The sequence below is a fragment of the Amycolatopsis sp. NPDC000009 genome, assembly GCF_055563465.1.
On the sequence record NZ_JBVHDI010000022.1, the window covers coordinates 130,068 to 151,361 of the forward strand.

Genomic DNA, 21,294 nt, shown 5'->3' on the forward strand with positions numbered 1-21,294 from the left:
CCCCGGATGTTGGGGGGCATCGCTACTCCTGACCGTCTGGGCCGAGACCGAATCTCTCACGCTCGATCGGCGTGAGTGTGTGGTCGGTGTGCTGTTCAGCGGTAGCGATGAGTGCCGGCACATCGCTTGGCAAGGTCCACGTGTGGATGGTGTTGCGTCCGGTCGTCGCGACGAGGTGCTGGCTGTTCGGTGTCCAGTGCAGGTCGAGGACGTCGTGGGGTATGTCGAGGACCGCGAGTGCTTCGCCGGTCAGGCCGTTCCACAGCCGGACGTACCTGTCACCGCTGGAACTTGCTAGGTGAGAGCCGTCAGGTGACCAGCGGAGTCGGTTCACCGGGGACGTGTGGCCGATGCAGACCGCCCGGCGGTGTCCTGTTTGCGCATCATGTACGTGAATCTTGGCGTTGCCGTCGGCGATGGCGATGACCTGCGGGTTGGCGGGCCAGCAGATGGCGCTGAGATCCTCAATCTCGGTGGGGAACTCCTGTTCCTGTTCTCCGGACTCAGCCGACCAGACGGAGATCGAGTAGGGCTTGTTCGAGCCGGCGATGCGTGTGCTGTCCGGCGACCAGGTCAATGGTCCGGTTTCGGTGGGGCTTCGCTCAATCTTGCACACGAGTCGCCGGTCGCGTGGTGACAACACGGCAAGGGTGTCTGGCTGTCTTCCCCAGAAATCATGGTTCGAACTGACGAAAAGCCGACCGTCGGGTGACCATTCGATGCGCGGATCTCCGGGAAGGAAGGCCCTTCGGTCGAAGGTAGTGACAGTGTCATGGGTGTGCGCGTGCCACACCTCGATGGTCGTCGCGTCGTAGCTCACCGGGTGGACAGGGGTGAGTTCTTCGAGATGGCGGTTTCGCTCGGCCGCGTCCATGCAAAACTTGGCACTCCTTCGAAGCGCGACTTGGCCCGGATCGCTGGCTGCTCGCCGACCACGATCGACACGTGGCTGTTTAAGAAGGGCTTTCCCCAGGATGTCGGCCAGATGCTCAAAGTGATCGAGGCGATCCGCAAGGCGGCGGCGCGGTACGGACGTGTCGACATTCCTGGCCCAGAGGTCTGGCGGGCTGCACATGCCGCTGAGCGAAAGTGGCGCGGGTATCAGGGCTCGAAGGTGATGCAGGGTGTGGCTGCTCGTGAGGCCCGACCCGGCACGCCAGTTCATCGGTGCGATCCGGTGTTACTCGGCGTGCGCCGGGGAATTGCTCACGACACCCCCGGCCTGCCCTCACTGACCCGGTTCGTTCCGCGCGCCCACGACGACGGCTTGACGGATCGGATTGCTCGAGGTGGCGTCGTCGCCTTAGTGGGTGCGTCATCGACAGGCAAGTCACGGTCGGCGTGGGAGGCGGTGCGCGAGCTCGGCCACGAGTGGCGGCTGTGGCGGCCGGGTAAATGGGCGGAACTCGACGACATCGGGCCGCACACGGTGATCTGGCTCGGCGATCTCCGGCAGCTGACCGAGAACCAGGCCGAAAGACTGGTCACCACGGTCTCCGACGACAACCGGGCCCCGATCACGGTGGTGGCCACACTGTGGCCCGAGGACCTGCCACACCTGACCGCCGACGCGGCCCCAGGCGCGGTCGATTCCCTCTACTGGCGACGTACCTTGCGTGATCGCGAGAATGGATCCGCTGAGCCGGATCAGCGCCGAACCGGCGGACTTCCACTTCGGTGGCGCCGGGACGCGAGCCCGCGGCGATTGATGCCGATCGCGTGGTCACAGGGCGAAATAGGTCCGCATGGTGGTGCCCTGGGGACTGGTGTGGAGTCGGACGAGGTCGGACATGTGGTTGACCAGGAGTAGTCCGCGGTTGCGGAGCTGCCCGGGTGTGGCCGGGTGCCTCCCGGCGAGAGGGTCGGTCAGGGTGCCGTTGTCGCGGACTTCGCAGACGAGATGTTCGTCGGCGGGCCAGATCCGTAGGTGGCTGGCGCCGCCGCCGTGGTCGATGCTGTTGGTGGCCAGTTCGGTGACGACCAGTTCCACGTCGGCGGTGCGGTCCTCGGAAAGCCCCGCTTCGAGGGCGTGAGAACGTGCGAGGAAGCGGGCTTCGGCGAGGTTGGTGGCGTCGACGGTGAGTTCGGTGGCTTCGGCGGGGTCGGGCAGCGGCTGTTTGTAGCCGTCGATGACGCGCTGGGGGTTGTAGGCGGTGCTGGTCCGCCGTCCGGTGGCGTCGACGAGGAGCGGATGGGTCGCTTCGGCGTCGGCCAGCGCCGCCGTGGAGAGGTTTTCGGTGTCGTAGGGGCAGAGGATGGTGAGGTCCCGGCCCGTGAAGGCGAGGTTGATCAAGGCTTCGTGCTGGGCGCAGGCAGGGTATTCGTGGTCGGTGCGGTCAGGCCAGATCGGTTCGCCGATGATGCGGACGGGCCCGTCGGGATGGGCGTCGGCGAAGGCGCGAAGTACGCCGGGGATGATCCGGCCGGGGTTTCGTCCGGCGGTGTGCATGTCCAGCAGCTGTACGCGATCGGCTTCGGGGCCGAGTTCGGCGCGTAGCAGGGCGAGGTTGTCCGCCGGGACGGCGATGGCCACGGGTTCTCCCGCGGCGAGCGCGTCGCGTACGAAGGGGACTGTTCCGGCCAGGTACTCGTCGGGGCCGCGGTAGAACAGGGCGGGGTGGACGAACGGCTCAGCACCGGGGGCATCGACCTGTGTGGTCATGGCGTGCCCTGGTGTTCGATCACGATCTTCGCCGTTTCGGTCGGGCACAGCAGCGGAAGCACTTTCAGCAGAACCTTCGGTGGGCGGGTGAGGGTGAGCGGCGCCGCGCCGGGCCGATGCTGGGCGGCGGCGATGAGCATGGCCGTGCCGTAAGTGTCGATGAACGACAACCTGGACAGATCCAGCCTCCCTGGCACACGGTTGCCGGCCACGGGACCGAGGGCCGGACCGCCAGATCTCCCTGGTGCACAGGTCCACCTCGCCGATCGCTTGGAGCCCTCGCTGATCGGGGAGCCGGATCACCTGGAGATGGCTGGTGCGTGATGGGCTCACGAAATCAGCGTACGCGGGGCGCCCGCACGCCCGTGTTTCAGTGCTTCGGCGGCCGGTTCGCGGCATCGAAGGCTTCGTCGAGGGTGTGGTAGAGGCGAAGTACGACGTCGAGTCCGGTGATTTCGATCGGCCGGATGACGGGGCTGTTCGAGTCCACGACGATGCGCAGTGGCCAGCGGAGTGCTTCCGCGTGGCTGTGGGCGGCGACGAGGGCGGCGAGACCGGCGGAGTCGAGGAAGGCCACTTGGGTCAGATCGAGAACGCAGGCCCGGCTGTGGGCGGCGTCGAGGGCGGTCAGGAGCACTGCCTGGAGTTTCGGTGCGGTGTCGGTGTCGACCTCTCCGGTCACCGTCACCACTGCATGATCGTTCAGCCGCTGGCTGCGGATCTCCATGCTGTCGGGGAGTGGCGGGCTAGTGGCTGTCGACCGTATCGGGCCGGCGAGGGCACGCCGTGCCTCGCCGGCCCGGGTGGAGTGCCGGGTCATGGGGTTGACTCCGGGCTTGCCCAGGTCCGGGTGGCCTTCAGGTGCGGGGCGTGGCCGCTGCTCCCGTCCAGGGTCATTTCCGCCCAGACGGTCTTGTGGTCGGCGTGGTTGTGCACACCCCAGGTCGTGGCGAGCCGGTCGATCAGGATCAGGCCCCGCCCGCCGCCCGCATGCGGCGGCCGGATCCGAGGCTGAAACGAGGAGGAGTCGTCGACCTCGATGAGCAGGCTCCTGCCGCCGTTGTTCAGCCGCAGGCGGCAGGTCCGGGGTTCCTCGCCGTGCCGGTTGGCGTTGCTGACCAGCTCGTCGGTCACCAGTACCGCGTCATCGACGGTCAGCCCGCTGTACCGCCCCAGCAAGTGGCGGACCCCGGCACGCACCTCCCGGTTCGCGGTGGTGTCCAGGTTGTAGGCCACCTCATCGGAATCCCAGTGATTGCGCGGAGAAACCCCCGGTTGTGTCGACATCTGTCCCACCAGCCTTCGGCTTCAGACGACAATTGGATGGATCGCGCAATGAAGGTGGAGTACCCGGTAGTGGCAAAGGCAAACGTCGGAGGGGGTTCGCGGTCAGGGAACGCGCCGGATAGCGAGCACGACGGTGTCGTCGGTGTGGAGGACCACGTCGTGCAGTTGGGCAGCGAGCGCGGCGGGGATCGCGTCGGTGGGGAGGGCGGTGTTGCGGCGTGCCGCGTCCAGGAGCCGGGTTTCGCCTTCGGTGTGGTCTTTGCGGCTTTCGATGAGCCCGTCGGTGTAGAGGACGAGCAGGTCGCCGGGGGCGAGGGTGCGCTGGATCACGCTGTGGCTGCCGGGGTCGGGGAAGCCGACGCCTCTGCCGACCAGCGGTGGGACGAGGAGTTCGGTGTCGCCCGCGGTGGTGGTGAGGACCGGTCGTGGGTGGCTGCCGTTGGCCAGCACGACGTCCCCGGTGGCGGGGTCGAGCCGGGCCAGCAAGACGGTCGCGACGAGGCCGGGTTCGATCGTGGCCAGCGCGTGGGCGGCCCGTCTGATCAAGTCCTGGAACGGGTGGCCTTCCAGGGCGAGGGTGCGGATCGCGTGGGTGACGGTCAGGGCATGCCGCGTCGAGGTGACGCCGTGGCCGACGGCGTCGACGAGGGTGATGTGCACGCTTCCATCGGGGAGGACGAACCAGTCGTAGAGATCGCCACCGGTGGGGGAATCGGGTTCGCTGGGTGCGTAGTACACGGCCAGGTCGAGCCCGGCGACCCGCGGTGGCGGGGGACGCAAGGCGTCCTCGAGTTCGCGGAAGATCACCGCGTGGGCTTGCCGGAGTTGCTCGTCCCGTTCCTCGAGCTCGACGTACATGGCCAGTACGCCACTGTTGGTCTCGGCGAGTTCGTGTTTGAGTTCGCGCTGCTCCCTGGTGAGGGTGTCGGCGCGGGCGATGAGTTCCAGCATTTCCTCGCGAGTGGCCGCTTCCTCGTCCGCGGCCATGAGTGACACGTCGTCGCCGGCAGGGAGGTACCACGTCAGTGCGGAGCCGTCTCCGGCGTCGGGCAGCAGGGGAAGTTCGTTGCGCCGCAGCTGATCCACCGGCGTAGGCAGCACCAGGGTAACGGCGAGTGTTCCGTCCACTGTGGACGTCGACAGTGCCGGTGTTCCGCCCGCCCGCGACGCCGGTTCGGCGAGCAGGGTGGCCGCGAGCACGAGCCGCGCTCGGCGGTCGGTCGCGACGCCCGAAGCCACACAGGCCTCCCGTAGCCGTCGGCGCAACAGGATGATTTCGGCGTTCGTCATGGTGTGCTCACCCCTCCGGGCCCAGTGCGATCAGTGCGGCGTCGTCGTGAGGGTCGCGGTGGCGATCGGCCAGATCCGCGGCGAGCAGGGCGGGTACCGGGAGCAGGTCGAGAGCGGCGGGGCCGCGCCAGCCGGTGCCGATTCCGTCGGTGTGCAGCACGACGAGGTGGTGTTCGGTCAGGGGGACCACCCGCAGATGTGTCGCGGGCAGGGCGAACCCGACGATGCCGGGCATGCTGAGCAGCGGCTGTGTCCGTCCGGCCGTGAGCACCAGCCCGCTGACATTTCCGACACCGCAGAATTCGAGCCGGTCGTCCCAGATCCGCGCGAGCGCTACCGCCGCGCCGCGGGTGTGCCGCAGCGCCTGATGGACGGCGGTCAGGTGTTCCGGGAGCGGGCGGCCGGGGCTGCGCCGGAAGGCGGCGATCGCGAGGTCTGCCGCGTCCGCGGCGCCGGGGCCGTGGCCAAGGCCGTCCACGACGACGATCGTGCGGACGCCGGGCGCGGCCGACAGGGCCATCGCGTCACCGCACCGTTCTTCGCCTTCGCGTGCCAATCGGATGTGCGCGACCGCGGCGGGAGCCGTGCCGGGCGCGAGGATCCGTGCGGCCGCGGTGGTTCCGCGCCCGGCCGTCGATCGGATCCGGAACTCGGTGGCGAGTCTTCCGACGGCGCCGAGCCCGGTGCCGAGCGTGTGTGTCGTGGTGTTGCCGTCGACGCGCCAGTGCTCCAGGTCCGCCATGCCGGGACCGGCGTCGGCCGCGTAGACGTCGACACCGGGGCCGGCGAGGGAAGGCTGCACGAACAGGGACCCGTCGCTGGCGTGCTTGTCGATGTTGCTGGCCAGTTCGGAGGCGACGACGGCGGCGCGCTCGGCGAGGACCTCCGCCAGGCCTGCTGCGGCCGAGACTTCACGGGCCGCGCGTGCCGCGGTGTAGACCGCGCTCGTGTGGTCGATGCGGATCTGCGTCGTGAGACCGGCGATGGCGGCGGTCACGGTTTCCACCGCACGATCGCGACCGTCGTTCCCCGGCCGGGGCCGGTGTCGATGGTGAACTCGTCGACCAGCCGCTTGGTCCCGCCGAGGCCGTGACCGAGACCGGCGCCGGTGCTGAAGCCGTCGACCATGGCCTGTTCGACATCCGCGATACCCGGTCCTTCGTCGCGGACCGAGAGGCCGAGGCCTACCCGGCCCCGGTCGTCCCGGACGACAGCGATCGTCATCGTGCCGCCGCCGCCGTGGATGTAGGCGTTGCGGACCAGTTCACTGGCCGCGGTCACGATCTTGGTCTGGTCGACGAGGGAGAAGCCCGCGGAGACCGCCGTGGCGCGTACCGCGTGGCGGGCGGCGAGCAGGTCCTCTTCGGCGCGAACGGGATGTTCGCGTCGGGGGATGTCCCGTTCCGGGTCGGTCAGCTCGTCAGGAAGCATGTGGCGCTTCTTCGGGACGGCGCCACCCCAGTAGTTCCATGGCCTGTTCGGCGTCGAGCGCGGTCTGGACGCCGGTGAGCCGCAGACCGAGTTCGGACAGGGTGATCGCGACGGCCGGGCGCATCCCGGCTACGACCATCCGTGCCCCGAGCAGCCTGCCGGTCGCGGCGAGTTGCATGAGCACGCGGGCGACGAAGGAGTCGATGATCTCCAGCCGGGAGATGTCGAGGATGACCCCGCGGATCCCCTCGTCGGCGATCCTGGTGGTGAGCTCGTCGGTGAACCGCAGCGCGGTCGTGTCGTCGAGATCGCTGAGCAGACCGCTGATCAGGATGTCGCCGAGCCGCAGGATGGGCAGTCCCGCGCTCACCGCGTTACCGCGCCGGTGCGGTCACCGAGCAGGTCCATCGCGGTGGCCAGCGCGTCGGCCAGCGAACCGCGGGTGACGATATGGGACAGGTCGATGCCGAGTTGCGTGATGGTCTGCGCGATCGACGGCCGCACGCCGCTGATCAGGCATTCCGCGCCCATCAGCCGGACCGCGCTGACGGTCTGCAAAAGGTGCTGCGCCACCGCGGTGTCCACAGTGGACACGCCCGTGATGTCGATGATCGCCACGCGGGCTTCGTGGGCCTGGATCGCCTCCAGCAGGCTGCTCATCACGATCTGGGTGCGGGCACTGTCCAGGGTGCCGATCAGCGGAACCGCGAGGACCTGCCGCCACAGCCGCACCACCGGTGTCGACAGTTCGAGCATCTGCTGGTGCTGGCGGCGGATGATCTCCTCGCGCCCCTCGACGTACACCGAGAAGGTGAAGACTCCCGCGGCGTCGAGGAGCTGGTTGACCAGTAAAGAAGCCTGGTAGCGGACCGCCGGGTCGTCGGTGTGGCGTTCGACCGCGGCCAGGGTGCTGAGTTTCAGGGCGGCGATCGCCATCGCCGTGGCCGATGGCGTGGCACCCGCGCGGGCCCGGCGTTCGGACAGTCCGCGCAGAGCCGAGCGGACCGCCTCATCACGTTCGATCACCTGGGACGGCGGCAGGTCGGTTCCGAGCGCCTCACGCAGCGCGCCCACCAGTTCGCCGGCCTCACGTCGTAGCCCGTCTTCGCCCAGCCGGGCGGATGGCTCGGCCAACTGCCGGCCGACCCACTCGTCGACCAGTTCGTCCTGATCGGCACCGAAGATCCGCGACAGCAGCTCGCGGATACCGACTTCCTCCGTCCCGCGCACCGAGTCCTCCTGGCTCGTCCGCGTCGCGGCACCACAGCGAGCCGCAACTGTTGTCATATGACAACAGTAACCCTACGGGAACGGAACCGGCGGATCAGCCCGGCATCTCGTGCCCGGCCACCTCCCGGAACTCGCGCAGGCCGAGGGCGAGCGCCGACCTGGCCTCCGGGGACAGCTTCACCAGGGCCGCCTGCAGGCTTTCCCGTCGCCGGGCACGAAGATCCTGCAGATAGGCCCGGCCGCGGTCGCTGAGCCGCAGGGTGAGCTCGCGACGGCTGCGGCTGCTCGGCAGTCGTTCGACGAAACCGACGGCTTCGAGCCGGTCGCAGAGCCGGCTCACCAGCGGAGGCGTCGAGCCGAGGAGGTCGGCGAGGGCGCGCAGGTTCAAGCCGTCGTGATGGTCGAGCGCGACGACGGCGCGGACCTGGGACGTCGAGAGCGGACGAGGCGACGCCTCGCGGGCGCGTTCGAACAGGATCTCGAGGAGTTCGGCGGTCTCGGTCACGGCCGCCGCCACAGTCGGGGCGTCGGGCGGCTCGGTGGACCGGTTCACAGCGCTACTCTCGCATCCTTATGCTGGGCTGTCAGCTCAGCTCACCGCGGCACGTCCTCAAGACCGGCCCGACGGGGTGGTGCGGACTTCATTTCCTGGTGCCGACGTGGCGCCGGGCGAGCGGAGAGGCATCGCGGTGGACAGATCCTTGGCAGTCGAACGTGTCCTGCGGGGCGTCCAGCCCCATGCTCTGCTGGACGGGCTGCGTTCGGCGTTGCGCGAGCATTTCGGAGCACACGCGGTCGAACTGCTGATGGCCGACTACAGCCTCACCGAACTGCGCCGCGTGACGGTCCTGCCCTACACCGCCGAGCCGATGCCCGTGGCGGGAACGGTCGCCGGAGAAGCCTTCGCCACCCAGCGGGCCACCTTCGAGCACACCGAAGACGAGGTCCGGGTGTACCTGCCGGTCACCGTGCGCGGCGACCGGCTCGGTGTCCTCCTCGTCGGCCTGTCCGACGAGCCGGAGCCACCGGTGTGGGCCGAGCTCGGCCGGTTCGCCGAGGCGCTGGGGCACGAGGTCTTCGTCGCCGATCGCGACACGGATCTCTACGTGCAGGCCCGGCGGTCGTCGAGGCTCACGCTCGCCGCGGAGATGCAGTGGCAGCTGCTGCCCGGCCGCGCGTGTACCCGGCCTGAGTTCGCGCTGGGCGGCCAGCTGGAACCCGCCTACGCCATCTACGGCGACTGCTTCGACTGGTCGGCGTCCGCGCACAAGCTGGCGGTCACCCTGGTCAACGGCATGGGGGAGGGGAGCAGTGCCGCGCTGCTGACCAATCTCGCCGTCAACGCCCTGCGCAACGCCCGCCGGGCCGGGATCGGGCTGGACGCCCAGGCCGAACTCGCCGACCAGGCCATTTACGCCCAGCACCACGGTCAGGAACACGTCGCGACGCTGCTGCTGGAATTCGACCTCGCGACCGGCGAGATCGACGCCGTCGACGCGGGGTCGCCCCGGCTGTGGCGCCTGCGTGACAGCAAAGCCGAACGCGTCCACTTCGACGAGCAACTCCCGCTCGGCACCTTCGAAGACACGACCTACGCGATCGAACGCCTGCAGGCATTGCCCGGCGATCGTTTCGTTTTCGTCAGCGACGGCGTCTACGACGTCGCCGGCCCGCACGGTGAACCCTACGGCGACCGCGACCTCGCCCAAGCCGTCGTCGCGACCGCAGACCTTCCCGCCGCGCACGTCCCGGGCGCCGTCCTCGCCGAACTGCACGGCCGACGCGACGGTGGCATGGCCGCCGACGACGCCATGGTCGTCTGCCTTGACTGGTTCGGCCCGAACCCGAGCGCCGACGGCACCACCGACATCGCCTCGGCAAGCGTCAGCCCAGCCGGGCACAGTCCGGCTTCCTGACTCGGACTGTCCTCGGCTGCGGCCCGGCAGGGCGGCGGACGGTGACGCCGGAGTCCGCGTGCCGAGCCGGCGGAACTGGCAGCATCAGTCGTCGGCGCGGAGTTCGGCGTTGATGCGGTTGGCCTCTTGTAGTTGGTCTTCGAGGGTGACGATGCGGCAGGCGGCCTCGATGGCGGTGCCCTGATCGACCAGTTCCCGCACCCGGGCGGCCAGGCGAAGCTGGTGCCGGGAGTAGCGGCGGTGGGCGCCGGCTGAACGCTGCGGGGTGATCTGGTAGTTCCGCAACTGTTTCGCTAGTTTCCGCAAGAATAAGGCCATGACCGACGATGCGCGGCCGACCACTGCGAGCGCCTCCACGACACCGTCCTCGGTAGGACCGCTGCCCGAACTAACCCGGGCCGCGATGTGGTGGACCGCGACCCTGATCGCAGTCCTCACCGCGGGCGCGGTTACCGTGCTGTGGTGGCCGGCCACCGCCGGGCTCACCGGTGTCGATTTGGTGAAGGCACGCCTCGACGCGCTGAAGATCGGACTCAGCATCGGTGTCGGCAGTGGCGGCGTGGTCGCGCTCTACCTCGCCTGGCGTCGCCAGCACTCCACTGAGGCTGACCTCGACAACCGCGAACGCGCCCTAGCTCACCAGCAAGACGTCGCTGGCGCCACCCAGGCGCACCAGGAACGTGTCGCAGATGACGCACGCGCCGATGCGGTCGAGCGCCGGATCACTGAGCTTTATCTCAAAGCCGTGGAACAGCTCGGCGCAGACAAAGCCCCGGTCCGGCTCGGCGGCCTGTACGCCCTCGAACGCCTTGCTCAGAACAACGAGACTCAGCGTCAGACCATCGTCAACGTCCTCTGCGCCTACCTGCGCATGCCCTATGACCTACCGGATCCCCACGATCGCAGAGACGGCGCCAGCCTCGAGCAACGTGAGACCTACCGCGAGCGCGCCCAGGAACGCGAAGTCCGCCTCACCGCCCAACGGCTCCTGCGCGACCACCTCACCCCCAAACGGAGTGCCGCCTACTGGGGGCCGCTTAACCTCGACCTCGCCGGCGCTCTACTTATCAACTTCACCTTGAGCAATGCTCGTATTGGAAGCAGCCAGTTCCAACACGCCTCCTTCACTTCCAACGCCTGGTTCCACGGGACGACGTTCACGGGAGATGCCGGCTTCCAGGGAGCGGTCTTCTCCGGAAACGCCGCGTTCGAAGCAACGACCTTCTGTGGCGAAGTCGCATTCCACGAGGCGGTGTTCTCCGGGAACGCCAGGTTCGATGCGGCGGCCTTCCATGACAGCGCCAGGTTTCATCGGGCGACCTTTAAACGCGACGTCGCTTTTAGCGTTGTGTCCTTCAGCCGCGTGCCGTGGCTCCCAGGGGTGACTTTCATCCGTCCAGCTACGTTCGAGGGAGCGACGGTGAACGGCGAGCCCTTTCGTCCCAAACTTGCCTCTGCCGACGATGCTGCCTCAGCCCGGGGCGACTGAGATCGAGGGAGCCGTGCGCGGCCGCTCGCGCGCAGTCCCGGCGGTGTCGGGGGTTGGGGTAGGCTGATGGCGACGGACTGGCTCGGCGGTCGTGCCGCTGGGCTCCCGGCCCCCTTTCCCTTTGCTCTCCGGTTTGTGCCGCGTCGTATCGCGTGTGCATGCCGGTGCTCCGTACGCTCAGGAGAGCCCTTGACCAGCTACAGTGTTCTACCGTCCGGTCCCCGTTACACCGTGCTCGCCACCTGGCCCGGCGTGTACTGCGACCACACCGTCAAAGTCACCACTCTCGACAACGGCGATCTTGCCGCAGATCTCGCTGTCTACCTCACCCACGTGTCCGAAGGTGCCTGGGACTCAGCACCCTGGCTCGACACCTACCCGGTCATCGAAACCGGCATCTCCACGCTCATCGACCACCTCCGTGGTCCCGACTCGGTTATCCCCAAGATCGATCTCTCCGCCGACGGCTACCGCCACGGCGACGAACTCAGCTTCTTCGACGTCGTCGACACGCTGTGCCCCAGTCTGACTGACACGCTCGCCCGCATGTCGAGGGCGCAGCGTCTCACCGTCGCCGATGAGCTGGCCGCCGACGCCGCCGGACGCGCCGAAGCAATGAAAGTCCTGCCCGCCGGTCAGGACCCGGCTACGGACAACTCCCGCGCTTGGCAGACCCTCGAGGTCACGCGGGCCCTGCACTACGGGCAAGTCGGGCCGCTACCCGAAGGAGGTTCGGGATGGATCGTGCGCTCGTGGGGCACCGAACTCCCCTTGGTCCGGCGGTGGGCCGCACGGAACCGGCTGACCAGAATCGAGCAGCTCGTGGCGGCGTGCAAGGCGTTCGGCGGCCGCGCAGCAGCTGAACTGGACCACATAGTGTGCGCTCACCTCGTTCTCCCCCGCAGCGCAGCCGTCAGTGACAACGACGTCTTCTACGTGACTGCTCCCTCCGGGCACGCCGGCGCACACGACGAACGCGCCGACGCGCCGATGATGATCAGCCGTTCCAGCCCTTTCGGCCACCAAATCGAAGATCCCGTTCTCCTCGACCCCGGCGACGACGAGGGCTTCGCCGCGATTCTTGGCGAGTGGACCCGGTTGGTGCCCTGGTCCAGTACCCACGTGCCACCTCTCAGCACGTCGCCTGCGGACTCATAGCCGCACCCGCCCGCAGGTGCCACGGCGGCACACGGGAATGACGGCGCGGCCTCGCGGTGCGCGCACGGCATGGGTGCCGGAGTCGGGAGGTCGGCGACGTCGAATTGGACCAGGTTGTCGAAGCGGCCGGTTATGATCGCGACTTTGTCGGCGGGCATCGCGCTGCCGCCCGGCGATATCCTCGCCGGCGCGCCGCCCCGGGTCGGTCTTAGCCGCGACCCACCCGCGTTCCAGCGCAGCGGCGGCGACCTCGTCAAGTAATAGTGGACGACTCTAGAAGTACCGATCCGACCAGGTTCTGGGGCGCCGAAACGATGTCCGTGGGGTCATGATCTCGCGGTGGCGCGGGTTCGGCAGAGCTGGTCGCAGGACTACCTGGCGCCGGAATGGCTATGTGAGGCCTGCTATGCCCTGCCGGGGCGTGACGGGGTGTGGGCGTTGATCGACCCCGCCCCGGCACGGCAGATCACCGAAGACCAGGTCGACGAACACGGACTGCAGCTCGTGCTGCTCCCGCCGTCGACGGCTGCAGGGATCGGTGCTGTCCAGCTGCGCATGGGGCACACGATCTTCGGTGAGGTCCGCTTTTCCCTGTGTGGCATCGACCGGCGCGCGATCCTCGTGAATGTCGAGGTCGAGGAGAAGCACCGTCGCCGCGGCGTCGGGAGCGTGCTGGTGGCCGCCGCGGTCGCCCGGGCGGCTCGCTTCGAATGGACGATGCTGCCGATAGGTGAGGATCCGGTCGCGGTCGCGTTCTGGGCGCGTATTGGAGCCGTTGGTCCGACGAGTCCGTATCCCTGCTCGCATCAGGTCGAACAGAAGGTCGTGCCAGCGCAGTTCCGGTGGGCGCAATGGTGGTGAAGCGTCTGGTCAGCCAGCGATCACGAGGGGCGTGTCGTTGAACTCTCCGGCAAGCACGGCCTTCAGTAGGTCGGGCATCTCGGCGGGGAGAAGTTTGTCGTTGCAGTCCTCAAGGTCGTCCATCGTCCACCAGCGTCGCTCGATCAACCCGGCTTTCTCGTTCTCGGTGGGTCTAAGCGCGACCTCGGGTGTGGTGGTCGTGGTGCGGGCGAGGAAGACGTGGTCGATGCGGTGGTGGTCGCGGTTCTTGTAACGGAAGCGGGATTCGCGGGTCCACAATTTGCGACCGATGGCGGTGAGGGTGAGGCCGGTCTCTTCGGCGACCTCGCGGCGAGCCGCGTCGTGGAGGGTTTCACCGTCGTCGAGTCCGCCACCGGGTAGTTCCCACCAGTGGTGGTCGGGGTCGGCGGGGTCGAGGGCGTGGATGAGCAGCACGCGGTCGGCAGGGTCGAGCAGGAGGACGCGGGCGCCGATTCGGGGCGTGGTGGTGCTGGTCATCCTGCGGTGGTCCCTCGTGGTCGGCGGGCGGCAATGGGTCCCGGCGGCCGACGAGAGCGGAGCCTGATTCAGAACAGCGTGGGCTCCGGCTCAGCTGATGTGGACGCCGCGGCGGGGTCCGACGTTAGCAGCGTGCTGGTCGGGTCCAGCGTCAGTTGCACGGCGAGTCCGGAGTGGTCGGTCAGCCGGGTGCCGTCCTGACCGATCTTCCGGGTTTCGTGGACGTAGTCGCAGGCGACGAGTCGTTCGGCGAGGGTGAGAGAGCCGTGGGCGTGGTCGTAGCGGTAGCCCAGTTCCGGTCGGCGGGCCCAGCTGTGTTCGACCTGGTCGGGGTGCATGTGCCGGAAGAGGTCGATGAGGTGGTGCCGGTCGGTCAGGCCGGTGTAGAAGGCGTACTCGAAGGGGGCGAACTGGCCGCGGTGGGTTGGTGTGTGGGTGGGCTCGAGAACGTTGAGGTCGCCGAGTAGCAGCAGCGGAGTGTCGTTCGCCGTGTGGTCGAGGGCGTCTTGGAAGCGTTGTAACCAGGTCACCTTGCGTTCGGTCTTGTCTGCACTGGAGTCGCGGGACGGCACGTAGGCGCCGGCGACGCGGAGCGGTCCGTCAGTAGTCTCAACGACGACCCCAGCGGCACGGGCCGGCAAGTAGTCCATGGCGGTGCTGAGCGGGTCGGGTGTGACGGCGAGCTTGCTGATGATCATGACGCCGAGTTCGCCAGGGGCGTGCTCGGGAAAGGTCACAGCGAAGCTGGCTGCGGTGAATGCTTCGGCGATTAACTGGCTGCCTGCGGTGGCTTTGGTTTCGGTCAGGACCAGCACATCTTCGGAGCGCTCGGCGAGCCAGCGGAGCTGGCGCCGCGCGCGGTCGAGAGACGGGGCACCGACGTTGACGGTGATCAGACTCAGAGGCATGCCGGGCTCTTCTCGCTTAGAACCTGCTGGATGAGGGACACGACAGTAGAGGCGATTGTCCCGGGTGACCCGATGGTGGCGTCCACCGTGGTCACCGGCCAGCCTCTGGCCTGCAGGCTGGCGACGGCGTGGATGTACAGATCGGTCTCGTGGGCGCTGTTGTCCGCGGCGCGTTCGAAGCGGCTGTGTCCGCCACGGGCTCGGAGGCGAGAGTCGATGACCTGTGGATCACCGGTCAGGATGATCGACAGGTCGGGCTGGTAGACGCCGTGGTTGAGCTGCCACACCACCTCGGCAGGCAGGCCGTCGAGGCCTTGTAGAACGAGAGACGAGGCGACGTAGCGATCGGACACCACGACCTGCCCGTCATCGAGCGCCGGCAGGATCTCGGTGTCGAGCTGGTGATGCCGGTCGGCGGCGCAGAGGCACGCCAAGGCCATGTCCCGGTAGGCGTCGGTGCCGTGCCGGGCCAGTTCGCCCAGCGGCGCACGTGAGGGTTGTGCCGTTGCGTGAACGGGCAACCCGGCCGCGGCCAGCGTCTCGCCGACCAGGTCCGCGGTCGTGGATTTGCCCACGCCGCCGGGGCCATCGAGGGTGATCAGCGTGCCGGGCAGGCGTTGAGGATCAGCGAACCGGCGGGTCATGCCGGCATCAGCGGAAGCAGCCGCCGTCCCTCGTCGTGTGCTCCATCGACGACTGGACATTGCTCGTTGTCCACGTCGCCGATCCGGCCACCGTCGGCAACGACCGCGGCGGGGCACCCTTTGCCGCAGGAGGAGTTCACTGCGCACGCTGTGCAGGTGGGATTGGCGCCGACCTGATAGCGGTCGTGGAAGCGGTAGTCGTCCAGGCGGGTGGCGATGTCAGGGTCGGCGAAGATGTTGCCGACGATGAACTCTGTATCGGTGTGTCGGGATTGAGGGGTACGGGCGGCGAACACCAGGTACGGGCACACGGTGACTTCGCCGGGGGTGAACACGTAGATGATCGTGCCGGCCTCACAACCGGCCAGCGGGCGGCGCTCGACGTTCGGGAAGCGGATGTGCGCGACGTCCAGCTCCGGACCGTCGAAGGGCGCGGTCAGCTCGAAGATCTCCCGCATGTGCAGACTCGTCTTCGCCAGCTTTGCCCGAGACTTGACCCCGCGGCCCATACTGCCCAACGGGTTCAGCAGTACGTAGCGCGCGCCGTTCGCGCGGGCGAACGCGCACAGCTTCGCGTATTCATCGTTCTCTGCCAACGTGTTCGGCGTGCACAAGAGGCCCTGCAGGATCCCGGCCTTGCCGAGCCTTTCGACAGTGTCCACGGTGGTGGCGAAGCTGCCGCGATCGCCCCGGAACTTGCCGTGGGAATCGGCGGCGAAGCCGTCGAGGGAAACGTTGCAGTGCACGGCCAGTTCGGCGAGCGTCGCGATCTGGACCGCGTCCAGGGTGGTTGCGTTGGTGCAGATTCCGACATCCATCCCGGCCGTGCGGAACGCACGCACGATGGCCAGGAAGTCAGGGTGGATCGTCGGCTCCCCACCGGTCAGGGTAACCCGTTTGACCCGGGCTTCAGCTAGGCGCGGAATCACCTTCTCGATCACCTCGTCCAGTGGCATCTGCGTGCCGACGCGCGTCGCCGACACGAAACAGTGCGCGCAGCGAAGATTGCAATCCTCGTTGATCTGTACGAGCGCCTTCCGGAATGGCTGCTCGACCGTGGTGCGGAAGTAGCACGATGTTGCCACGTCGTCTGCGGCGATGCTGCGAGCGTTCATCAGCGAAACTCCATACCTTCCGGTGGTGCTAGCTCGGGTTGCGTGAGCGGTGGTCATCCAGGTGTGGCTTCGAGCTTGGCCAAGCGTCCGGTGAGCCAGTCGCGGGTTTCTTGGCGGCTGAGGGCCAGGCGCGTGATGCGCTCTAGATAGCTTTCGAAAAAGGCGATGTCGTGGTCGTTCTCGAGAAAGAGGCTGATCGAGGGAAGTTGGCATTGGATCACGGGGCGATGGTCGTCGTGCTGGTAAAGGGTGAACGCGGTGCGGATGTCGGCCAAACCCGCACCTGTGGGCACGAGGTGGACGCGGCAGTGGGGTAGTGACGACGCGGTCAGCAGGTGTGACAGTTGCGCGTGCGCGACCGTGGGGCACCTGATCTGCTCTCCGAGTGCAGTTTCGGGAATATAGAACGTGAAGGACCGGGGGTGCCGGAAAGAAGATTGCTGACTGTGCAGCCGCGTTCGCAGAATCGTGTCGAGATCGTGGCAGTGGTCGTATCCGCGCGAATTCCGGATGTAGGTTTCAACCTGTAGATGGCGGGGGACTTCCACGGGATCGTAGGTGGTGATCGCTGTGCTTTCCGTGTCGAGCATGGTGATGATGGGAAGGCTGTCGGGACAGCCTGCGGGGTGGGGACGGACCTGGTAGCCGTCGTCCGGTCGCCGGTCCAGAGTGACCAAGTCGTCTAGTTCGGCGGGGGAGGCGCCAGCTCTTGCGAGGTAGAGTGCGACTCGTCCGTCCTCAACCTTGCTTAAACCTTTCTCCAGGCGTGAAATGGTGGATGCGTTCCAATTAAGCTGAAGGCCAAGCTCGCCTCCGGTGTATCCTGCACGCTTTCGGATTCGTCGAAGCTCGGTGCCAAGTTCCCTTCGTTTTGCCGTGGACGGGAGCCTGTCTTGGTTCGGTGTCACAATTTCCTCAGTAATTCAGGGATTGTCCTATGTGTGGTGTGTCTACTTGATGTCAGGGTGACCATGCCCACCATGGAACATTCGACGAAAGATTGCCGGTCAGAATCGCGTTTCTGATCGCAGCCGGTTGCAATAGGCCGAGATCTGACTCGTTTGCCCACCAGTGCATACAGGAAAAGCGGTCAGAGATGCTGCTGACGTCAGGAAGTGTGACGTCGAACAGGAAAGCCACTTCCGATGTCGAACCGAGCCAGACGCCCCTGCCGACCTCGTGTTCTATCACCGAGCAGAACTCAATGCTGGCCAAGGTTGTCCCAAGCTGATCGCGCAGCATGCGCTGGAGCGCCTGCTCGATCGGTTCGCCACTATTGACTGGGCCTCCGGGGAGGACGTGGCTTCCGTCGGCGGTCGCTATGAGCAGGATCTGCTCGTAGCGACCGATCAAGGCGTAGGTGCACACTCGCGGTCCAGACGCATCGTCGCTGTTCGCGCCGAGGTTCATCAGGACCGGCCTCGCTGCTGCAGCCAACGGACGATTGTGCTCTGGGACCGTCCTAGGCGAGCGGCGATCGCGTGGATCGGTACGCCTCGCGCGCGTCGCTCGATGGCTTCCCACACCTGGTGAGGGCGCCGTCCGTCTCGAGGTGTCCACGGCAGGAAATCGCCGAACAGGGAGAAGTTCTTCGTCCAGTCCGGGTCCGCGACCTGGTGGCTTACCTCGTAGTGGCGGGCGGCGATCTGGCGACCGATCGTCGGCCAGTTCGAACCGAGCGATGACCCTGCGGCACGCGGCCGGCGTTCAGGAACGGGCACCTGATCTTCCCTTCTCTGCGTCGCGAGTGATGTGGGCTGTACCAGGACTAAAAGACGAGACCGGGCGGCGTGAGGCCTAGAACATGAGCGGAAGTCCGAAGTAGAGCCTCGCCCCGAGGTAGGCGATGACGAATGCGCTGCCGATGATGACGCCGCCACCGACGAGCAAGAGGAGGAAGCCGAGGTAACTGACATGGCCAGGCTTCGAACTGGTTGAAGTGCGTCGAGTCGTGACGTATGAGTGGCGTCCCGCGGGCATCGGTAGCTCCTCCTCGGGTTGGGGGCGGGCGTTCAGTGCGGAGAAAGGTCGAGGTCGCGGTGCGGCCACTGGATCGCTGGTGGCAGCGGGGCGGTCGGGAGCTGGGCTTCGATCCATAAGTGAAGGGGCCGCTGGGGATCGAAGGAGGGCAGTACCGGGATGACTTGGGTCTGCTCGGAGGCGTTGGTTCGATGCCAGGTCGACTTCCGTCGGGACACTCGATCTCCTTCCCGGCGGTCCGAGGGCGGCACTAGTCCTCTTTGGACAGTTCAAGCGGCGTCAGGTAGCTCGGCGTACGTGGCTCGCAGGCCGCGGCGAGCGCGTAGGGCCAGCGCGTGGGTGGCGTTGGGCGTCCGTCCGACGATTGCGGCTACATCGGCAATCGGTCGCTCGTCGAGGATGGTGAGCGTGAGGACCTGACGCCAGGATTCGGGAAGCCGGAGAAAGGCATGGGTCGCTCGGCTGCGTTCCAAATGCGACTGGAGTCGCTCTTGTATTATCGTGGCAGGTGACAAATCGGTGTCGTGCGCGAATTTTTCGATGTCTTCGACGAATTTCAGACGACGGTTCTTTTGGTAACTTTGGATAGCGATGTTCCGGACTGTTGCCATCAGATAGTTCCTGAAGTCATCACGCGGTCCTCGGTCAGAGAGTAGTGCCAAGTAGATGTTGACAAAAGCGTCGGCGACAACGTCTTCCCCAGTGGCGTCGCAGGTGGTGAGGCGTCGCGCGTAACGCAGAGCGGTGAGCCAGTGGCGCGAGTAAAGCGCACTGAAGGCGATGACATCACCTGCCCGGACGGCAGCTATGAGATCGGAGTCGGAATTTAGGTCATACGGGTAACGGGGAACGGTATCAAACATGGCAGTTTCGCCTCTTCGAAATCTATAGTGCTGAGAAGCTTCGGCATTCGTTCTGGAACGGCGGCGGGAGTGGACGGACTCGGCACGTACTCCCGCCGCCGGTCTGCGGGGCGGCAGGGTGAGAGGAATCCCGGCGAGGGGTCAGATTCCGGGATTCCTCTCACCCTGCCGCACGCGCATCGCGGAGAAGCCACGCCAGGGCAGTCGTGAACGGATCAAGGTGCTCGCTCGTGGTTGAGGTTCTTGACCGGTCGGCTGCGGACCGGGCGGTCGACGGCCCGAAGCACGGCGTTGTTACCGTGAGTCACCTGCTGCATGTACTGAGTGTCTGCCCGTGGTCGCCGGGGTGGAACGACAGTCGTGCATGAAATCTGCTGGTAGAGGGCCACGGCTGCCGGATTCCATACATGGCACGTATGGAATCCGCGACACTGAGTATCGAGTCGCATACAATGCGGTGAAGGCTTGACGGGGGTGATCTTTGTGGAGAGTGCAACGCGCAGGTGCGAGGCGTGCGGCGCGCGCCTGGCCCGCGATCGCGTCAGTAAGCACTGCGGACCATGCATTCGTCGCCTGGTCTCTCATGAAGCACCTATGAGGCCGGAGTCGTTCTGGCAGGCGGAGAGCATCCGGGCCGCGCTTGAAACGCGCCACTTCGGCCGGCTCTTCGCGGCGTATCGCCGTGAAAGCACGCCGCATGTATCGCAGGCGGCACTCGGCCGGTGGCTGGGGCTCGCGCAAGCACAAGTGAGCCGGCTCGAGGCACCAGATGCTCGTCGGCCTGGCAATCTGCTTAGCCTCGAACGGTGGGCGAAGGCCCTGCACGTCCCGCCTTCGCTCCTCTGGTTCAAGTTTTCCGATACATGCGAGGCATCGGCAGAGGCGGAACGGAAAGCTAACCTCGACGACGTGCAACGGAGACAATTCTTTAAGGCCGCAGGCGCAGGTGTGACAGCAGTTGGCGCTTCGCTTCTCGGTGCGCCCCCGGCGCCGGCGGCGGTTTTGCCGAAACCCAGGAGCAGCGACGTCGACCTTGTTCGGGACATGACGGCGACGTTCCGGCGACTCGACAATCGGTACGGCGGCGGGCATAGCCAAGCAACGTCGACCACCACCAGGTACCTGACATCCACTGTGACGCCGATGCTGAACGACACGAGCAAGAGCCTGGCGGAGCGCGAAGAACTGTACGGAGCAGCTGCCGAACTACACCAGGTTGTCGGTTGGATCGCTTACGACATCGGTAATGCAGGGGAAGGTCAGCGGTACCTCCGTGACGCTTTGAAGTTGGCGCAGGACGCCGGTGACGACGCGCTCGAAGCCGAGATGCTGGCGGCGATGAGTCACCACGCCGCGTTCAATAAAGCCCACGGGGTCGCCGTAGACATGGCGCTCGCCGCCAGGAGGACGGCGAAGCGGTCCGGCCTGGTGGCCTTGCAAGCCGAGGCCGCGGTACTGCAAGCGCATGGTCACGCACTGCAGGCGAACCCTTCTGCTTGCTTCGCGGCACTCCGCGACGCGGAGAGTGCCTTCGAGAGGTTCGTCCCCGGATCGGGTCCGACCTGGTTGACCTACTTCGACAACGCTTATCTCTCGGCCAAGTTCGCGCATACCTTCCGTGACCTCGGGCGCCCTGTCGAAGCCGAGCGGTTCGCCCGGCAGTCACTGGGCATGAGCGATGGATACGAGCGTGGAAGGCTGTTCAACACCGCCTTGCTCGCGTCAACGTTGGCCGATCAAAATCGTCTTGACGAAGCCTGCAAAGTTGCTACATCGGCCGTGAAGATGAGTAAGCACGTCCGGTCGGTTCGAGGCGGCGCCTATCTCGCCGACGTTGGACGGCGCCTCGCGGTGCATCGGAGCGACAGCCGCGTGCGGTCGCTGTACGCCCAGATGACCGCGGCAGGTGTCCCCACTCCCGTGTGAAGCGTCAGCGATGGAACGCGAGAACGTGAAGTAGTG

27 protein-coding genes and 1 pseudogene are annotated in these 21,294 nt (G+C 66.8%); 7 read left to right on the plus strand and 21 right to left on the minus strand.

From position 1 onward, the window contains the following. Positions 1–22 precede the first annotated feature (22 nt). Entirely contained in the window at positions 23–874 is an 852-nt protein-coding gene (locus ACZ3HL_RS37560) for a WD40 repeat domain-containing protein (protein ID WP_465536216.1), read from the minus strand. Here ACZ3HL_RS37560 and ACZ3HL_RS37565 point away from each other — a divergent pair. Beyond that, positions 848–1,810: a hypothetical protein gene (locus ACZ3HL_RS37565; RefSeq protein ID WP_465536217.1), complete on the plus strand. Its 963-nt coding sequence runs from the start codon at positions 848–850 to the stop codon at positions 1,808–1,810. The genes ACZ3HL_RS37560 and ACZ3HL_RS37565 overlap by 27 nt on opposite strands. Here ACZ3HL_RS37565 and ACZ3HL_RS37570 read toward each other — a convergent pair. The 10 genes from ACZ3HL_RS37570 to ACZ3HL_RS37615 all read right to left on the minus strand — a co-directional run bounded on the left by ACZ3HL_RS37570 (position 1,724) and on the right by ACZ3HL_RS37615 (position 8,453). Beyond that, a complete protein-coding gene (locus tag ACZ3HL_RS37570) occupies positions 1,724–2,662 on the minus strand; it encodes an anti-sigma factor RsbA family regulatory protein (protein WP_465536219.1) in 939 nt (312 codons plus the stop codon). The two genes, ACZ3HL_RS37565 and ACZ3HL_RS37570, sit on opposite strands and share 87 nt — an antisense overlap. Further along, the gene (locus ACZ3HL_RS37575) at positions 2,659–2,874 is read right to left on the minus strand and encodes a hypothetical protein (protein WP_465536220.1); all 216 of its coding nucleotides are present in this window, start codon (positions 2,872–2,874) and stop codon (positions 2,659–2,661) included. Before ACZ3HL_RS37575 ends, ACZ3HL_RS37570 begins: the two co-directional genes overlap by 4 nt. A 158-nt stretch (positions 2,875–3,032) precedes the next feature. Then, positions 3,033–3,482 (minus strand): STAS domain-containing protein, encoded by a 450-nt coding sequence (locus tag ACZ3HL_RS37580; RefSeq protein WP_465536221.1) that lies wholly within the window; start codon positions 3,480–3,482, stop codon positions 3,033–3,035. After that, positions 3,479–3,949, minus strand: a complete 471-nt coding sequence (locus ACZ3HL_RS37585) for an ATP-binding protein (RefSeq protein ID WP_465536222.1) — start codon at positions 3,947–3,949, stop codon at positions 3,479–3,481. Before ACZ3HL_RS37585 ends, ACZ3HL_RS37580 begins: the two co-directional genes overlap by 4 nt. 102 nt (positions 3,950–4,051) lie before the next feature. Then, a complete protein-coding gene (locus ACZ3HL_RS37590; protein WP_465536223.1) occupies positions 4,052–5,239 on the minus strand; it encodes a PP2C family protein-serine/threonine phosphatase in 1,188 nt (395 codons plus the stop codon). Between the two features lie 7 nt (positions 5,240–5,246). Continuing rightward, positions 5,247–6,236 carry an ATP-binding protein gene (locus ACZ3HL_RS37595; protein ID WP_465536224.1) on the minus strand — a complete coding sequence of 330 codons (990 nt, stop codon included), beginning with the start codon at positions 6,234–6,236 and terminating at the stop codon, positions 5,247–5,249. Further along, a complete protein-coding gene (locus ACZ3HL_RS37600) occupies positions 6,233–6,670 on the minus strand; it encodes an anti-sigma regulatory factor (protein WP_465536226.1) in 438 nt (145 codons plus the stop codon). The genes ACZ3HL_RS37595 and ACZ3HL_RS37600 overlap by 4 nt, the downstream gene beginning before the upstream one ends. Next, complete coding sequence (locus tag ACZ3HL_RS37605; protein ID WP_465536228.1) at positions 6,660–7,040, minus strand: STAS domain-containing protein; 381 nt, start codon at positions 7,038–7,040, stop codon at positions 6,660–6,662. The genes ACZ3HL_RS37600 and ACZ3HL_RS37605 overlap by 11 nt, the downstream gene beginning before the upstream one ends. Continuing rightward, a complete protein-coding gene (locus ACZ3HL_RS37610) occupies positions 7,037–7,957 on the minus strand; it encodes an STAS domain-containing protein (protein WP_465536229.1) in 921 nt (306 codons plus the stop codon). Before ACZ3HL_RS37610 ends, ACZ3HL_RS37605 begins: the two co-directional genes overlap by 4 nt. A 37-nt stretch (positions 7,958–7,994) precedes the next feature. After that, entirely contained in the window at positions 7,995–8,453 is a 459-nt protein-coding gene (locus ACZ3HL_RS37615; RefSeq protein ID WP_465536231.1) for a MarR family transcriptional regulator, read from the minus strand. Positions 8,454–8,589: 136 nt separating this feature from the next. Between ACZ3HL_RS37615 and ACZ3HL_RS37620 the strand changes: the two genes are divergently transcribed. Further along, the gene (locus tag ACZ3HL_RS37620; RefSeq protein WP_465536233.1) at positions 8,590–9,816 is read left to right on the plus strand and encodes a PP2C family protein-serine/threonine phosphatase; all 1,227 of its coding nucleotides are present in this window, start codon (positions 8,590–8,592) and stop codon (positions 9,814–9,816) included. Positions 9,817–9,900: 84 nt separating this feature from the next. On the opposite strand, the gene ACZ3HL_RS37625 is transcribed toward ACZ3HL_RS37620, so the two are convergent. Then, positions 9,901–10,173 carry a MerR family transcriptional regulator gene (locus ACZ3HL_RS37625; protein WP_465536235.1) on the minus strand — a complete coding sequence of 91 codons (273 nt, stop codon included), beginning with the start codon at positions 10,171–10,173 and terminating at the stop codon, positions 9,901–9,903. On the opposite strand from ACZ3HL_RS37625, the gene ACZ3HL_RS37630 reads away from it, so the two are divergent. From ACZ3HL_RS37630 to ACZ3HL_RS37645, 4 genes are all read left to right on the plus strand, one after another. After that, on the plus strand, positions 10,133–11,305 hold the full coding sequence (locus tag ACZ3HL_RS37630) for a pentapeptide repeat-containing protein (RefSeq protein WP_465536236.1): 1,173 nt from the start codon (positions 10,133–10,135) through the stop codon (positions 11,303–11,305). The genes ACZ3HL_RS37625 and ACZ3HL_RS37630 overlap by 41 nt on opposite strands. Positions 11,306–11,494: 189 nt before the next feature. After that, a complete protein-coding gene (locus ACZ3HL_RS37635; protein WP_465536238.1) occupies positions 11,495–12,463 on the plus strand; it encodes a hypothetical protein in 969 nt (322 codons plus the stop codon). Between the two features lie 132 nt (positions 12,464–12,595). After that, positions 12,596–12,724: a hypothetical protein gene (locus ACZ3HL_RS37640; protein ID WP_465536240.1), complete on the plus strand. Its 129-nt coding sequence runs from the start codon at positions 12,596–12,598 to the stop codon at positions 12,722–12,724. Between the two features lie 78 nt (positions 12,725–12,802). Beyond that, positions 12,803–13,324: a GNAT family N-acetyltransferase gene (locus ACZ3HL_RS37645; RefSeq protein WP_465536242.1), complete on the plus strand. Its 522-nt coding sequence runs from the start codon at positions 12,803–12,805 to the stop codon at positions 13,322–13,324. A gap of 9 nt (positions 13,325–13,333) precedes the next feature. Here the strand turns inward: ACZ3HL_RS37645 and ACZ3HL_RS37650 are convergent, their stop codons facing one another. The 9 genes and pseudogenes from ACZ3HL_RS37650 to ACZ3HL_RS37690 form a co-directional block, all read right to left on the minus strand. Continuing rightward, positions 13,334–13,822: an NUDIX hydrolase gene (locus ACZ3HL_RS37650; protein ID WP_465536244.1), complete on the minus strand. Its 489-nt coding sequence runs from the start codon at positions 13,820–13,822 to the stop codon at positions 13,334–13,336. Positions 13,823–13,890: 68 nt separating this feature from the next. Continuing rightward, positions 13,891–14,730 carry an endonuclease/exonuclease/phosphatase family protein gene (locus tag ACZ3HL_RS37655; RefSeq protein ID WP_465536245.1) on the minus strand — a complete coding sequence of 280 codons (840 nt, stop codon included), beginning with the start codon at positions 14,728–14,730 and terminating at the stop codon, positions 13,891–13,893. Further along, on the minus strand, positions 14,721–15,374 hold the full coding sequence (tmk, locus tag ACZ3HL_RS37660; protein WP_465536247.1) for a dTMP kinase: 654 nt from the start codon (positions 15,372–15,374) through the stop codon (positions 14,721–14,723). The genes ACZ3HL_RS37655 and tmk overlap by 10 nt, the downstream gene beginning before the upstream one ends. Beyond that, entirely contained in the window at positions 15,371–16,489 is a 1,119-nt protein-coding gene (locus ACZ3HL_RS37665) for a radical SAM protein (RefSeq protein ID WP_465536249.1), read from the minus strand. Before ACZ3HL_RS37665 ends, tmk begins: the two co-directional genes overlap by 4 nt. 53 nt (positions 16,490–16,542) lie before the next feature. After that, on the minus strand, positions 16,543–17,079 hold the full coding sequence (locus ACZ3HL_RS37670) for a DUF5753 domain-containing protein (RefSeq protein ID WP_465536262.1): 537 nt from the start codon (positions 17,077–17,079) through the stop codon (positions 16,543–16,545). Positions 17,080–17,175: 96 nt separating this feature from the next. Further along, a pseudogene (locus ACZ3HL_RS37675) lies at positions 17,176–17,397 on the minus strand (helix-turn-helix domain-containing protein); the annotation flags it as partial. 52 nt (positions 17,398–17,449) lie between these two features. Continuing rightward, on the minus strand, positions 17,450–17,926 hold the full coding sequence (locus tag ACZ3HL_RS37680) for an NUDIX hydrolase (RefSeq protein WP_465536251.1): 477 nt from the start codon (positions 17,924–17,926) through the stop codon (positions 17,450–17,452). Next, on the minus strand, positions 17,899–18,405 hold the full coding sequence (locus ACZ3HL_RS37685) for a helix-turn-helix domain-containing protein (protein ID WP_465536252.1): 507 nt from the start codon (positions 18,403–18,405) through the stop codon (positions 17,899–17,901). The genes ACZ3HL_RS37680 and ACZ3HL_RS37685 overlap by 28 nt, the downstream gene beginning before the upstream one ends. A 333-nt stretch (positions 18,406–18,738) precedes the next feature. After that, positions 18,739–19,332, minus strand: coding sequence for an RNA polymerase sigma factor (locus tag ACZ3HL_RS37690; protein WP_465536254.1), 594 nt, complete (start codon positions 19,330–19,332; stop codon positions 18,739–18,741). Between the two features lie 594 nt (positions 19,333–19,926). On the opposite strand from ACZ3HL_RS37690, the gene ACZ3HL_RS37695 reads away from it, so the two are divergent. Continuing rightward, positions 19,927–21,258, plus strand: coding sequence for a helix-turn-helix domain-containing protein (locus tag ACZ3HL_RS37695; RefSeq protein ID WP_465536256.1), 1,332 nt, complete (start codon positions 19,927–19,929; stop codon positions 21,256–21,258). The last annotated feature ends 36 nt before the right edge of the window (positions 21,259–21,294 follow it).